Below are 13,908 nucleotides of genomic sequence, written 5' to 3'. Positions count from 1 at the left end.
AATATAGTGCTCACTATTCCTCGAAAGACCTAGAATGACCGCTTCCGGCTGTGAGTTCAATCAGTGGATGCAACGCTATCCTTAATCAAGGGGGACGTTGCCATGAAACGAAGAACTCGGATTAACTACACGCCAGAGCAGAAGGCAATTATCTGGGACAGATATAAGCAAGGTGATTCTCTCCATGATATCGCCAGAATGTTCGACAGATATCATTCTTCCATTATGCCCACTATCCACCAGACAGGGAGCTACTGTCCTCCCGTGCGAAAACGGTACCGATTAGCGCTTTCGCTTGATAAAAGAGAGGAGATATCCAGAGGAGTGGTAGCAAAACTCAGTATCAGGGACATCGCCGCCAAATTATCAAAAGCGCCTTCAACGATTAGCCGCGAGGTCAGGAGGCACGGAGGTGCCAAACAATACCGTGCAGCAAAAGCCGATACTGCTGCATGGGAAAATGCTCTGAGACCAAAACCTTGCAAGCTAATTGAAAGCCCACATTGTGTAAAATCATTGCAGAGAAGATGCATCAGGACTAGTCGCCGGAACAGATCGCCGGCTGGCTGAAACGCTGTTATCCGGATAATCAGGAAATGCATGTGTCACACGAAACGATTTATAAAACGCTTTTTATACAAACCCGGGGTGCATTAAAAAAAGAACTGCAGCAATGCCTCAGAAGCGGAAGAGCGGTTCGTAGATCCAGAACATCATCGCTTAAAGGGAAAGGGTTAGGGTCAATCCCAGATACGATACCAATAAGCGAAAGGCCACCTGAAGTTGCAGACAGAGCCATACCGTGTCACTGGGAAGGTGACCTGATCCAGTGCTCGAAAAACTCCTTTATCGTCACCCTCGTAGAACGCCATTCCCGCTTTGTTATGCTGGCAAAAATCAGAGACAACAAGACCATAACGGTTATATCTGCACTCATCAGACAAGCCCGGGAATTACCTGTTGAGCTTTATAAAACACTAACATGGGACCGGGGCGCTGAAATGACCAGCCATACCCGGTTTACTGTAGCGACATATATTCAGATTTATTTCTGTGATCATCAATCTCCATGGCAACGCGGCTCAAATGAAAATACAAACAGATTACTCAGACAGTATTTTCCAAAAGGAACTGACTTATCAGTTCACACAGTGTTGCCAGACAGCTCAACGAGCGGCCAAGAAAAACGCTAGACTACGAATCACCCGCAGAACGGTTCAATAAGTGTCTTGCGTCCATCAGTTTAACTCACAGCGAAAAGCAGAAGTTCAAAATTTTTCATAACGACTGATGAGAACAACTCCAATTATCAAGTTTACTGGTACCTCTGCCAAGCGTACTTAGAGGTCTATGTCTAAACCACCCGCCATGCAGGTGGTTGATTTACCTAATTAGGCCTTGCTTGAATCGCAGACTCTATAGCTTCTCGGAATTCCGGAGCATCACTTCTTAATCGATAATCATCAAGTGTATTGAATATTTCTAGAAGTTCTTTACGATAATACGGCGATGCCAAATTACCTTCGCCTCTAGTTGTGAAAATTAATAATGAGTCAGCGACGTCTTTTAATTTTTTATTCCTTTTCAATCTAATGTAACAAGACACAATTATACCAAGAATATCTTTCCTAGATTTCAAAGTGAGTTTTGAATTAGGCAAAACCAACTCCAACATAGCACCAAGTAATTTGGTAGCCTCTTTTGAAATATAATGAAGATCGAAATTTTCTGTTTCTTTATTTTCTTGAAGAATGTCCCTTTCATCTATCCATTCGCATTGTTCTGCCCAATTTATAGCGATGCTAAATAAATGACAGAGAAGGAAGTGAAAAGGTGTTTCCCATTCACCACTATATTCATTCGACTGCCTATTCATATTCTTTATGATTTTCTTTGCAAAATGTGTATAGTAATGCAGCCATAAATGATCCTGAAGCCCCTGATGAATACCTTCATGAACCATGATTTCAAACAGCGTGATCCCAGAGTAAATAGGACATTTATACTTCGAAACATCTGAATAAGAACCTAAAGATTTATTAAGTGTAGCAATAATTTTTTCATCTTCATCTAACCTCCAGTAGATATATTCACCGATGTCACGGTATATTGCTAAATCAGCCGCAAACTTAGCATTGGAAAAGAAAAAATGTAATATACGATTGTTTTTCGGGATCAACAAACGATGCCCTCGACTAACGTTAAGATTATTTTTAAGCTCAACATATAGACGACTGTTAGGTGAATCTAGTAATGCACTGATAAAATTAGAAGTAAAGTCAGAACGAACTATTGGTTCGATCTTGATTAACTCAAGGCAGAGGGATGGGTGCGCAAGTGCAAAGTGATTGGTAAGTTCAGGTGATGAGACAATATTTAATAATGCTTCATGTGCATATTCGGCAGCAGTCTCGCGATTAGAGATGCGGAGATTGTTAGCTATCTTATCACAAAGTCGATTCTTCACCGGACTATCAATTATTGATATCAACTTTTCTAGTTGAGGTGCCAACAATTGTGCCAGATCATCGTATCGTTTAGTAAGGTGCAAATTTTCCACTAACTCTAGAAATATTCCTGTTCTTCCAACTGAAAGTTTAGGTTTTTTTAAGCGAAATAAAATGTAAATAGCAACTGCGAGTGATATCAGGTATACGGCACTTGAACTATCTAATCCCCATTTCCAGGGGCCAAAACTAAAATATAAGTCTAGTGATTTTAAAGCTGGTGCAAACACCAAATAATTGCTTAGTAAGAATGCGAAACCAACAATTGCCCAATCCCACCACGCCAGGCAGAACCTCAAACGTAGTCGAGCGTTTGGAGTAATAAGGGCCCATACGGCAGCAATAACGCCCAGTATGGTAAGTAGACTTGAAGTATCAATTTTGGTTGGCGGTGTCATAATTTCTCTTGTAATCATGGTTTGATGTACATCGGAATGGCTTAACATGATAAGGCTCTTTGTATTATAAATCAGAACATTATGCACACGGTTAACAATACCCTCAAAATGGCATTAATTAAATGGACACTACTTGTCCACTCAGTTTTTTTAGTCGGCTTTTTCCGACTAACGTTTGGATGTCCTATTGAAATTACGCGCCTTACATGAGCAACACTGCAACTGCATGTTTATCATAGGGATTGTGCTAATCAAATTACTGAAGCTTAAGGTCCGCCCCTGGCACAAAACAGACAACCACGCTAGCCGTATCCTGTGCCATGAAACTGTCAATTCACATATGAATTAGTGGTCTTTAATCTCGTCACTTCAATAAATACCAACATTCCCCTGATAAAATGCTAATACACGCTGCATAACTTCACTCTTCCGGCACTCGCGACAAATTATGTTCTGACACCTGTCGTAGCGGCGTATTTCTCCGTCTGGTAATGACCAGATAAGGTCAGGATCAACCATAACCGGTTCCTTCGACTTTGCCCTCGAGAGTTTTTTGCGGGCGTTTTGCCAGTCTTGACGTGCCTGCTCAGACGGAAATAACCCATAGCCAGTGTTGTATACGTCACCACTCGAAACCAGCTCTTTGGCGAGAATACTTATCAGATATCTGGTTGCCCCTGTTTTAGCTTCCAGTTGTCGTAACGTCTCTCGCCCGCTCTGGCGTACGAGATCAACAATCTGCCCTTTAATTTTTTCTCGCTCTTCCTGTGTTAATACTTTTGCCATAAGCCCTCCCCTGGAATCACTTTTCCGACACAATACGACTGGAGGAATCGACAATCTGACGGACAATGTCCTGGTGCTTGTTCAGCTCACGCAGCGCGGCGCAGACTCGCTCCCACTTCTGGACATGACTTTTCGCCCGGCGCAGTTCGCGGTTTGCCATTTGCAGCGATGGTAAAATCAGGTCATTGGCTCGCGTTTCAGTGAACGATGGTAGTGACTGCACAATGTCCCCCACAGTATCTGTTTTAATTTCTTCCTGTGTTGCCGCTTCCTGTACTGGTAACGCAACACCGGCTGGCTGAGGAAAGCCTTTACCAGGTGTTTTAACTACCGATACAACTTTCGGCTCTGCTGGTAAATTACCGTCCGGCAGGCAGTAACGAAATTTACCGTTCTGATTTACGCGAATCAGACGACCTTTGCTGATGGCCATAGCCAGCGATGAGTTCACCCTGCGGGAAGTAATTCTGAATATCAGTGCAAGTTCATCAGCCGCTTTAGGGCCATGCTGTTCAATCGCCTCGATCAGCATTTGCGCTGTCACTTTAGAAGCCTGTGCTACAGATGCGTTTTCGTCGGTTTGAGTCAACCACCACATCGGGCCCTTGTTATCAGCTTCCCCACGACGCTTCAGTTTCCACAGCTCGTTAATCGCCTCATCCCGGGTCATTCCCAGACGTGCTGCCATTTCCTGGGAAGAGGCTTTTCCCATTGCTTTCAGTGCGTCAAAAACGGTCTCCATTAAAATTTCCTCCCGGTAAAAATTACTTCTCAATTCCTGGCTGACCAACATTCGGGCGCCAGCTCTCCCAGTTAAAATTCACCCATCGCCCGCCGTTCATGGTCATCCGATCCATAATCCTCTCGCCGAGCAATGTTTTCATGGCCTCATAGTTCAGGTTTGTCAGCATCCCCACGCTGCGGATCGACGCTGTCCGGCGATCAACAATCTGGTGCAGTACCACCTGCTCGTTTTTTGTCTCGCGCTGAATGCCAATTTCATCAAGAACCAGCAGATCCACTTCGCACAGTTCCCGCAAAAATTTTTCGCCTGATTGCCCGTCGTCATAGCTGGCGTGTAGAGCACTCATAACATCAGCCACGGTAACCACAATCACTGTCTGACCGTCTTTCAGCAAGCGATTCCCGATAGCCGCCGCCAGATGGTTTTTTCCGGTACCAGGTTTTCCGCTGAACGCAAAATTTGTACACCCGACCATCAGTTCATCGGCGATGGATTTCGCCTGGCTCAACGCGTATCGCTGGCCGTCGTTCTGCACCTGGTAATTCGAAAACGAGCATTTGCGGTGCAACGGCTGGATGCCGGAGCGATTCAGAATTTTTTCCACCCGCAACTGACGATTCTGGCGATTGATCTCCTCGCAACGTTTCTGGCCTTCTGCAAGTTGCCACTCGCGCCACTCCGCCACCGTCCTGAATGGCGCGGTTACATGTGACGGGGCCAGTCTGCGGATACGTTCCAGAACGCCGCCTGTCGCAATATTTTTCATGGTCAGTTACCCCCTGAAGCCTGGCGGGATCGCACTGTCCGGCAACGAGACGGTGTTAACCTGTCGGAGCAACGTCTCAGGCCGAACACCTTTCGGCGCGAACAAGCCCTGGTATTCATTGGCGATGCTGTGTCGAATCACCTGCTCAGGGGTAAAACCCTGCTGGCGGAATTTTTCCAGTTCCCGTATCGCCCCGTTAGCGCCCTGCTCCGTTCGAATCGGTTTTCGCAATGCCTGCCTGAACTGGACCCACTCATTCCAGAGTGTTTCTGGCAACCAGTCGGGCAGAGCAATGGCCTCCGGCTCGAATTTTTTAGACGCTCGTTTTTGCCGAGGGGGATTTAGGGGGAGATCAGTATTTTTATCTTCCTCTTCCTCTTCCTCTGGTAACGCTTTTTGATCCGTTTGTGTAACGCTGGCAGCGTTACCTTTTCGCTTCAGTTCGCGTATTTTTGTAACTCTCTCGTTTGTAACCGCCCGTTTTTTCGAGCTTTTTCCGTTATGACGCTCAAAGTTAGGTAGTGAAAGCACTCCATCACTTTCGACCAGCCATCCAACCTGAATTAACGCATCAGCAAAACCAGCCATAAAAGTGATACGGTCTATTGCACTTTTTGTAACGCCTCGAGCGTTACACTCTGCGTTACCATCAATCATTTGTTGATCCGCCCATGCCCAGAATCGAATGACCTTCCCTAATGCGGCATCTGGATCAATATTAAGAATCTCAGCAATCCTGAATATTTCCGGTTTATCCGGCGTAATAACTTCGAGCTTTATCCAGTTTGAAGCCATATTGTTTTCACCTTGTAACGCTCGCAGCGTTACATTTAACTGATACCGAACAAAACGCTCCGGCACGATTAATTTCAATCAATGCACTACGACAGAATCGCCGGATGATCCGCCGTGGCTGAAATGCGCTTTCCGGTAAACGGCCTGAACTGCATCATCATGCGCATCAATTGCCGTATTCAGCGCTTCCTGAGCCGCCAGTAATGCGCGACGTTCCAGGGTGTCAAAAACGCTGAGGCGGTGTCGCAGTTCGCGCGGAAGAATTGCCAGGATTGCAGGAATCAGCTTCTGGATTTTTTCCCTTTGCGCCTTTGTTTCACCTTTTAACCAGCGGTGATAGATGTTTTGCTGATTGTTCCAGTCCTTGCCTGGCGCCAAGGCTAATTCACTCTCCCCCTGGCGCAAATATTCTTCAGTAATTGCGTTGGCAACCCACGCCTGACCTTTTTCGGCAGCCAGAGCTAACAACACTGATTCAATGTGCTCATGCCTGATTTTCATGAATACCCTTACCCGCCCGCTTTGCCTTACGATATTCGTCATAAACCTTGGGATCGTACTGAAGCTCTCCGCCAGATGCCTCTTGCAGACGCATCGCGCGACCTTCTGGGACCAGCTCCCCCCATGCAGCAATACTTGCCAGCCTTACTCCTGCGGCACTGGCAAGCTTTGTCTTGCTACCAAAAAAAATAATTGCATCAACTTTAAACATCAAAGCCCCCTTTGTTAGATATTCCTAACACTAATGTGCGCGGGATACCTAAGTCAAGAAAAATTAGAATTACCTAACTATGGATACAAAAACACTAGGCCAGCGAGCTCTGGCAAGACGAAAAGAATTACGCCTGACACAACGAGAAGTCGCACGTCTCGCTGGGGTTGCTCACGTCACCATTTCTCAATGGGAAAGAGATGAAACCCAACCTGTAGGGAAGCGACTGTTTGCTTTAGCGGATGCTCTGAAGTGCTCACCTACGTGGCTAATGTTTGGTGACGAAGACAAAACACCATTGCCAGCACAAGAGCTTCATGTGGAAAACGAGCTAACTCCCAGCCACAAAGAATTGATTGAATTATTCGATGCTCTACCATCCTCCGAGCAGGAAGCATTGCTGTCTGAAATGCGCGCTAGAGTTGAGAATTTCAATAGACTTTTCGAAGAAATGCTCAAAGCTCGTAAAAACAAATCTATAAAATAGCTTTCTTTTCAGTCTGTTATATCCCAACACACTTTTTGTTAGGTTGATCTAACAAAAAGTGCTTGCCTGTCTTGTTAGGTTATTCTAAATTAACCACACCAAAACACCGCACGGTGTTCTCAGCAAACAGTTCCGCCACCCGGCGTTAAGGGGATACGAAGATGATCGCAGATGAAAAGCAGGGACTGGTGTTAAAAATAGATACCAGCCCCCTGAGACATCAGATTGAGAAGTTATACAAACTACTTGTTCCTGCGGTTTTTAACTGTCCGGATGATTTTATTGATTGTTTTATTAAAGTGTTCACTGAAATCAGAATCTTTGATTTCCGCAAAACAATCACCGCAGATAAAACGATCATTGTCAGAGCCAGAGTGCTCATCGATCTCAATGTAGCGAGATCGGCAATGAGGACAGCGAAATTTAATATCCATAATTAATATCCTTACAGCAAATTACCATTTGTAAGGATATCACCTCACCTGATGTGGTTAAAAGCAGGTCGTAGGCTCCACGATACGGAGCAACTATGAAGCCAATTCCCCCAGCGTTAAGGGAAAATGAGGTCAACATGGATACTATCGATCTTAGCAACAACGAATCCCTGGTGTGTGGCGTGTTCCCCAACCAGGATGGAACGTTCACCGCCATGACGTATACCAAAAGCAAAACGTTTAAAACCGAAGTTGGCGCGCGTCGCTGGTTGGAGAAGTACACAGTAAGCTAACGATTAAAACGTCTGCTCCTACTGTTCCAGAATAACTTCATAAAGTGGGAGTATTTTTCGGTGACGAGATAATAAGAACAGTTTGCGCCATCACTCTGATGTTGAATGATGCCCTTCCGTTCTAATTTTTTCATAACCGGGTTACGGCAAGGAGAAGTGATAATAAGATTTCCTGTTTTAAGGAAATCTTTAAATACAGCGATTTCTTTCTCAGATAAACGAAGCAATACTCGTTGCTCTGGTAGCAATGAATAATGTTTTTGAATATGTGCTCGCAATCTTGAGAAGGAAATGGCAACCACGAAAGAAAAGGCAAAACCTATAATCTGAAAGAGCCAGGGTATTTCAGTATAAGCATTAAATACGACAGCAAACTCTTTCGGTATCAGCCAGAGAGTGAGGCCAAAAATGATAATCGTGTACATAAGTCTTTCGAGTGGCTCGTTAGCAAAAAGTTTCAACAATGGAGTAAATACATCCAACATTTCAATAACTCTCGACTGTAAGGGTATTGAAATGTTAACACAAGCTCTCGCTGTAGGGGTATAGCCGAGACCACCGAAGCCCGGAGGTGGTGAAATAAAACCGGGCACAACACGAAGGCGCATTTCCGGTATCCATAAAGAGTCGGTCTTGTCTGTTAAATATAAATGGTGGGAGTGCGCCTCCGGTTGTGAATAACGACATTGCTGTGTGTAGTCTTTGGCGGCATCGGTTTTTTCTTGAAGTTCGACTGATGTCCGCCCTTTTTAAAGTGAATTTTGTGATGCGGTGAATGCGGCTAAGCGCACGCGGAACAGTTAAAAAACTCTATATTAGTTTGGGGGGGTATTTGTATCCGGTGTTAATTGTTAACTGGTTAACATCACCTGGAGGCACCAGGCACCGCATCAACAAAGTTCATTTGAAAAAATGGAGATGATTATGATTGCACATCACTTCGGAACTGATGAAATACCACGTCAGTGTGTAACCCCTGGCGATTATGTTCTTCATGAAGGTCGGACATATATCGCCTCGGCAAACAATATTAAAAAGCGAAAACTTTATATTCGTAGCCTGACTACAAAAACATGCATTTCTGACTGCATGATTAAAGTCTTCCTCGGTCGTGATGGTTTACCTGTAAAAGCGGAATCATGGTGATGGCTAAGAAAATCAAATGTGCTTACCACCTTTGCAATAAAGAAATTCAAGAAAGCAAAAGTATTAAAATACCACTTCATTTCATGCGTGGAGTTATCCCAACGACGGAAATGAAAAAATATTGTAGTGAAAGTTGCGCCGAAAAACACCAGATGGCACACGAACTTTAATTAACTGACTACTCGAAACTGAATTTATGCCAACAATGGCAGGGATTCGCTCAACCTTAATTAAGGAGAAAAACATGATTGCCAATTATGAATCCACTGTTGTTACTACTGATAACATTGTTCACGAGGTTTATCTGGAAGGAAAACGCATTGGCCACGTGATTAAAACACAAAATAAAGAAACCCCATTCACTGTGGTTGATATCGATGGTCCATCAGGCAACGTTAAAACACTTAACGAAGGTGTCAAAAAAATGAGTCTGGTGCACATTGGTAAGAATCTGCCCGCAGAAAAAAAAGCCGCATTTCTGGCAACGCTGATTGCAATGAAATTAAAAGGTGAAATCTGAAAGAAATAGCCTGCGTATGGCGCAGGCTATGAACAGTGTGTATCCGGCAAGATCATTCACTGAACAAAACGAATTTTAATCTGAGTTGAGGTTAAAAAACAATGAGCGCAAAACCACTCTTCCTGTTACGGAAAGCGAAAAAATCATCCGGTGAACCTGACGTCGTCCTGTGGGCAAGCGACGATTTTGAATCGACCTGCGCCACTCTGGACTACCTGATCGTCAAATCAGGTAAAAAACTGAGCAGCTATTTTAAAGCTGTTGCCACTAATTTTCCTGTCGTTAATGACCTGCCCCCTGAAGGTGAGATCGATTTTACCTGGAGTGAACGCTATCAACTCAGCAAAGACTCCATGACATGGGAACTAAAACCGGGAGCAGCACCAGACGACGCTCACCATCAGGAGAATGCCCAGGAAACCGAAGAACTGACGGGAGGGCAGGAAGAAAACACACTGGCAGGCGCTCACGGGGATTGCCCGGATTGCGAAGTCTCTGTAGCCACTTTGCGGTTTACGCAGCGTCTTCTGCACATTTTTACGTATGCAGCCGGGGATCGAAAATACCTGCACCATGCCACCCGTGAACAACGCAAACACATTACTGCTCTTGAGATGGATCAGGAAAACAGCTATGTCCAGAATCTGCTGTTGGCCATACGCAGCATGGCAGAACCGACAACTCTGGATAATGCCGCCCTGCTCCGCCTGACTGATGCAATTAAGGCAGTGTTCTCTATCACGAAAAAACATCAGCCCTATGAATTTAAGAATTTCATTTCAGCCTGGCTGGATACCGAACACATTGATCGCGGTCTTCTGACAAAAGAATGGCGAAAAGGGAATCGTGTTTCACGCATCACTCGCACGGCTTCCGGTGCTAATGCTGGCGGCGGGAACCTCACCGATCGCGGCGAAGGTTTCGTCCACGATCTGACGTCACTGGCGCGCGATGTAGCCACTGGCGTACTGGCCCGTTCAATGGACGTGGACATCTATAACCTTCATCCGGCACACGCTAAACGCATTGAGGAAATTATCGCTGAAAATAAACCACCCTTTTCTGTTTTCCGCGACAAATTCATCACCATGCCTGGCGGGCTGGATTATTCCCGCGCCATCGTGGTTGCATCCGTGAAAGAAGCACCAATTGGGATCGAGGTCATCCCCGCACACGTCACTGAATATCTGAACAAAGTACTGACTGAAACCGATCATGCCAACCCTGATCCGGAAATCGTGGATATTGCCTGCGGTCGCTCCTCGGCCCCGATGCCGCAGCGAGTAACAGAAGAAGGAAAACAGGACGATGAAGAAAAACCACAACCATCTGGCGCAATGGCAGATGAACAGGCAACGGCTGAAACAGTGGAACCGAATGCAACTGAACATCATCAGAACACGCAGCCGCTGGATGCTCAGTCACAGGTAAATTCTGTTGATGCGAAATATCAGGAACTGCGGGCAGAACTCCATGAAGCCCGGAAAAACATTCCATCAAAAAATCCTGTCGATGCCGATAAATTGCTTGCTGCATCACGTGGTGAATTTGTTGACGGAATTAGCGACCCGAACGATCCGAAATGGGTTAAGGGGATCCAGACTCGCGATTCTGTGTACCAGAACCAGCCAGAAACGGAAAAAATCAGCCCGGATGCGAAACAACCTGAGCCAGTAGTGCAACAGGAACCGGAAATAGTCTGCAATGCCTGCGGTCAGACTGGCGGGGATAACTGCCCTGACTGTGGTGCGGTGATGGGCGACGCAACATACCAGGAAACATTCGGTGAAGAGAATCAGGTTGAAGCTAAGGAAAAAGATCCGGAGGAAATGGAAGGCGCTGAACATCCGCACAATGAGAATGCTGGCAGCGATCCGCATCGCGATTGCAGTGATGAAACTGGTGAAGTCGCAGATCCCGTAATCGTAGAAGACATAGAGCCAGGTATTTATTACGGAATTTCGAATGAGAATTACCACGCGGGTCCCGGTGTCAGTAAGTCTCAGCTCGATGACATTGCTGATACTCCGGCACTGTATTTGTGGCGTAAAAATGCCCCCGTGGACACTACAAAGACAAAAACGCTCGATTTAGGAACCGCTTTCCACTGCCGGGTACTTGAACCGGAAGAATTCAGTAACCGCTTTATCGTAGCACCTGAATTTAACCGCCGTACAAACGCCGGAAAAGAAGAAGAGAAAGCGTTTCTGATGGAATGCGCAAGCACAGGAAAAACGGTTATCACTGCGGAAGAAGGCCGGAAAATTGAACTCATGTATCAAAGCGTTATGGCTTTGCCGCTGGGGCAATGGCTTGTTGAAAGCGCAGGACACGCTGAATCATCAATTTACTGGGAAGATCCGGAAACAGGAATTTTGTGTCGGTGCCGTCCGGACAAAATTATTCCTGAATTTCACTGGATCATGGACGTGAAAACCACAGCGGATATTCAACGATTCAAAACGGCTTATTACGACCACCGCTATCACGTTCAGGATGCCTTCTACAGTGACGGTTATGAAGCACAGTTTGGTGTGCAGCCAACTTTCGTTTTTCTGGTTGCCAGCACAACTGTTGAATGCGGACGTTATCCGGTTGAGATTTTCATGATGGGCGAAGAAGCAAAACTGGCAGGCCAGCAGGAATATCACCGCAATCTACGAACCCTGGCTGACTGCCTCAATACCGATGAATGGCCAGCTATTAAGACGTTATCACTGCCCCGCTGGGCTAAGGAATATGCAAATGACTAAGCAACCACCAATCGCAAAAGCCGATCTGCAAAAAACTCAGGGAAACCGAGCACCAGCAGCAGCTAAAAATGATGACGTAATTAGCCGCATTAATAAACCGTCAATGAAAGCAATACTGGCAGCAGCTCTTCCGCGCCATATGACGCCTGAACGTATGATCCGTATCGCCACCACAGAAATTCGTAAAGTTCCCGAGTTAGGGGAATGTGACTCCATGAGTTTTGTCAGCGCAATCGTACAATGTTCACAGCTAGGGCTTGAGCCTGGTAGCGCCCTCGGTCATGCGTACCTGTTACCGTTCGGCAACGGAGAAGCAGAATCAGGTAAGAAGAACGTGCAGTTGATCATCGGTTATCGTGGCATGATCGACCTTGCCCGCCGCTCTGGACAAATCACCAGTCTGTCAGCCCGTGTTGTTCGTGAAGGTGACGAGTTTAGTTTTGAATTTGGCCTTGATGAAAAGTTAATACATCGTCCGGGAGAAAATGAAGACGCTCCGATCACCCATGCCTATGCTGTCGCAAAACTAAAAGATGGTGGCGTTCAGTTTGAGGTAATGACTCGCAAGCAAATTGATAGAATTCGCGACACACACAGCAAAGCAGCGATAAGTGCGGCGAAAAAAAGAAGGAGTTCCATCTGGACAGATCACTTCGAAGACATGGCCAAAAAAACAGTGATACGAAAACTGTTCAAGTATTTGCCAGTATCCATCGAAATCCAGCGCGCGGTATCGATGGATGAGAAAGAGGTGAAGGCAATTAATCCGGATGAAATATCGGTTATTCCCGGTGAATACAGCGTAATAAATAGCTCAGAATAATAATCTAGCCTGGCGGCGTAATGCGCCGCCTATGTGAGATATTTTACGAGAAAAATATGAGATATGACGACGTTAAACCATGCCCATTTTGTGGTTGTCCATCAGTAACGGTGAAAGGGATTTCAGGATATTACCGTGTGAAATGCAATGGATGCGAATCACGATCTGGTTATGGAGGAAGTGAAAAAGCTGCCCTCGAAAGATGGAATAAACGAACCATTGGAAATAATAATGGAGGTGTTCATGTATAAAATTACTGCCACTATTGAAAAGGAAGGCGGTTCGCCTACCAACTGGACAAGATACTCAAAAACAAAACTAACCAAATCAGAATGTGAAAAAATGCTCTCAGGGAAAAAAGAAGCAGGCGTTTCCAGAGAGCAGAAAGTAAAACTGATGAATTATAATTGCGAGAAACTTCAGTCCTCGTGAATTACATTCAAATTAAAACTTCATAGCTGATTATTAATAATCAACATCGGGCGTCAATTTCAGTCTAACATTGGCGCCTGCCAGAGGTGATGCGATGGCACAAGTGATCTTTAATGAAGAGTGGATGGTTGAATACGGTCTGACACTTCGCACTGGTTTGGGTGCCCGACAAATTGAACTATACCGTCAGAACTGCTGGGTGGAAGGCATCCACTTCAAACGAGTATCTCCTTCAGGGAAGCCAGACAGTAAGCGCGGAATTATCTGGTACAACTATCCAAAGATAAATCAGTTTATCAAAGACTCATGAT

The 13,908-nt window shown here is 45.5% G+C and carries 19 protein-coding genes and 1 pseudogene; 12 read left to right on the top strand and 8 right to left on the bottom strand.

Going from position 1 to position 13,908, the window contains the following annotated elements; all coding sequences use genetic code 11:
* Window positions 1–102 precede the first annotated feature (102 nt).
* A pseudogene (locus AACU19_RS21875) lies at window positions 103–1,291 on the top strand (IS30 family transposase).
* A 96-nt stretch (window positions 1,292–1,387) separates the two neighbouring features.
* On the opposite strand, the gene AACU19_RS21870 reads toward AACU19_RS21875, so the two are convergent.
* The 7 genes from AACU19_RS21870 to AACU19_RS21840 all read right to left on the bottom strand — a co-directional run bounded on the left by AACU19_RS21870 (window position 1,388) and on the right by AACU19_RS21840 (window position 6,709).
* Entirely contained in the window at window positions 1,388–2,905 is a 1,518-nt protein-coding gene (locus tag AACU19_RS21870; protein ID WP_073511866.1) for a hypothetical protein, read from the bottom strand.
* Between the two features lie 369 nt (window positions 2,906–3,274).
* Entirely contained in the window at window positions 3,275–3,691 is a 417-nt protein-coding gene (locus AACU19_RS21865; protein ID WP_105278527.1) for a DUF977 family protein, read from the bottom strand.
* A gap of 16 nt (window positions 3,692–3,707) precedes the next feature.
* Window positions 3,708–4,433 (bottom strand): DUF1627 domain-containing protein, encoded by a 726-nt coding sequence (locus AACU19_RS21860; protein ID WP_105278526.1) that lies wholly within the window; start codon window positions 4,431–4,433, stop codon window positions 3,708–3,710.
* Between the two features lie 22 nt (window positions 4,434–4,455).
* A complete protein-coding gene (locus AACU19_RS21855; RefSeq protein ID WP_032218028.1) occupies window positions 4,456–5,202 on the bottom strand; it encodes an ATP-binding protein in 747 nt (248 codons plus the stop codon).
* 6 nt (window positions 5,203–5,208) lie between these two features.
* Complete coding sequence (locus AACU19_RS21850) at window positions 5,209–5,997, bottom strand: hypothetical protein (protein WP_073511870.1); 789 nt, start codon at window positions 5,995–5,997, stop codon at window positions 5,209–5,211.
* Between the two features lie 78 nt (window positions 5,998–6,075).
* Entirely contained in the window at window positions 6,076–6,498 is a 423-nt protein-coding gene (locus AACU19_RS21845; RefSeq protein WP_057697086.1) for a toxin YdaT family protein, read from the bottom strand.
* Window positions 6,482–6,709, bottom strand: a complete 228-nt coding sequence (locus AACU19_RS21840; RefSeq protein ID WP_047662222.1) for a Cro/CI family transcriptional regulator — start codon at window positions 6,707–6,709, stop codon at window positions 6,482–6,484. Before AACU19_RS21840 ends, AACU19_RS21845 begins: the two co-directional genes overlap by 17 nt.
* 79 nt (window positions 6,710–6,788) lie before the next feature.
* Between AACU19_RS21840 and AACU19_RS21835 the strand changes: the two genes are divergently transcribed.
* The 3 genes from AACU19_RS21835 (at window position 6,789) to AACU19_RS21825 (ending at window position 7,923) form a co-directional block, all read left to right on the top strand.
* Window positions 6,789–7,196: a helix-turn-helix domain-containing protein gene (locus AACU19_RS21835; protein WP_047662223.1), complete on the top strand. Its 408-nt coding sequence runs from the start codon at window positions 6,789–6,791 to the stop codon at window positions 7,194–7,196.
* Between the two features lie 161 nt (window positions 7,197–7,357).
* A complete protein-coding gene (locus tag AACU19_RS21830) occupies window positions 7,358–7,636 on the top strand; it encodes a hypothetical protein (RefSeq protein ID WP_001406915.1) in 279 nt (92 codons plus the stop codon).
* 131 nt (window positions 7,637–7,767) lie between these two features.
* On the top strand, window positions 7,768–7,923 hold the full coding sequence (locus AACU19_RS21825; protein ID WP_052318727.1) for a DUF1391 family protein: 156 nt from the start codon (window positions 7,768–7,770) through the stop codon (window positions 7,921–7,923).
* Here AACU19_RS21825 and AACU19_RS21820 read toward each other — a convergent pair.
* Window positions 7,920–8,408 (bottom strand): superinfection exclusion B family protein, encoded by a 489-nt coding sequence (locus AACU19_RS21820; RefSeq protein ID WP_057697166.1) that lies wholly within the window; start codon window positions 8,406–8,408, stop codon window positions 7,920–7,922. The genes AACU19_RS21825 and AACU19_RS21820 overlap by 4 nt on opposite strands.
* A gap of 439 nt (window positions 8,409–8,847) precedes the next feature.
* Between AACU19_RS21820 and kilR the strand changes: the two genes are divergently transcribed.
* The 8 genes from kilR to xisR all read left to right on the top strand — a co-directional run bounded on the left by kilR (window position 8,848) and on the right by xisR (window position 13,907).
* Window positions 8,848–9,069 (top strand): killing protein KilR, encoded by a 222-nt coding sequence (gene kilR / locus AACU19_RS21815; protein ID WP_000560226.1) that lies wholly within the window; start codon window positions 8,848–8,850, stop codon window positions 9,067–9,069.
* Complete coding sequence (locus AACU19_RS21810) at window positions 9,063–9,239, top strand: YdaE family protein (protein ID WP_032218016.1); 177 nt, start codon at window positions 9,063–9,065, stop codon at window positions 9,237–9,239. Before kilR ends, AACU19_RS21810 begins: the two co-directional genes overlap by 7 nt.
* Window positions 9,240–9,313: 74 nt before the next feature.
* Window positions 9,314–9,589: a hypothetical protein gene (locus AACU19_RS21805; RefSeq protein WP_032218014.1), complete on the top strand. Its 276-nt coding sequence runs from the start codon at window positions 9,314–9,316 to the stop codon at window positions 9,587–9,589.
* A 101-nt stretch (window positions 9,590–9,690) separates the two neighbouring features.
* On the top strand, window positions 9,691–12,342 hold the full coding sequence (recE, locus tag AACU19_RS21800) for an exodeoxyribonuclease VIII (RefSeq protein ID WP_105278525.1): 2,652 nt from the start codon (window positions 9,691–9,693) through the stop codon (window positions 12,340–12,342).
* Window positions 12,335–13,165: a recombination protein RecT gene (gene recT, locus AACU19_RS21795; RefSeq protein ID WP_089553749.1), complete on the top strand. Its 831-nt coding sequence runs from the start codon at window positions 12,335–12,337 to the stop codon at window positions 13,163–13,165. The genes recE and recT overlap by 8 nt, the downstream gene beginning before the upstream one ends.
* Before the next feature lie 56 nt (window positions 13,166–13,221).
* Window positions 13,222–13,416, top strand: coding sequence for a type I toxin-antitoxin system endodeoxyribonuclease toxin RalR (ralR, locus tag AACU19_RS21790; RefSeq protein ID WP_089553771.1), 195 nt, complete (start codon window positions 13,222–13,224; stop codon window positions 13,414–13,416).
* Window positions 13,409–13,597, top strand: a complete 189-nt coding sequence (locus AACU19_RS21785) for a DUF1187 family protein (RefSeq protein WP_089619309.1) — start codon at window positions 13,409–13,411, stop codon at window positions 13,595–13,597. Before ralR ends, AACU19_RS21785 begins: the two co-directional genes overlap by 8 nt.
* A gap of 94 nt (window positions 13,598–13,691) precedes the next feature.
* On the top strand, window positions 13,692–13,907 hold the full coding sequence (xisR, locus tag AACU19_RS21780; protein ID WP_057697088.1) for an excisionase XisR: 216 nt from the start codon (window positions 13,692–13,694) through the stop codon (window positions 13,905–13,907).
* The last annotated feature ends 1 nt before the right edge of the window (window position 13,908 follow it).

The organism is Escherichia sp. MOD1-EC4550 (genome assembly GCF_963876935.1).
GTDB lineage: Bacteria > Pseudomonadota > Gammaproteobacteria > Enterobacterales > Enterobacteriaceae > Escherichia > Escherichia coli_F.
This window is presented reverse-complemented; position numbering and strand designations above follow the sequence as displayed.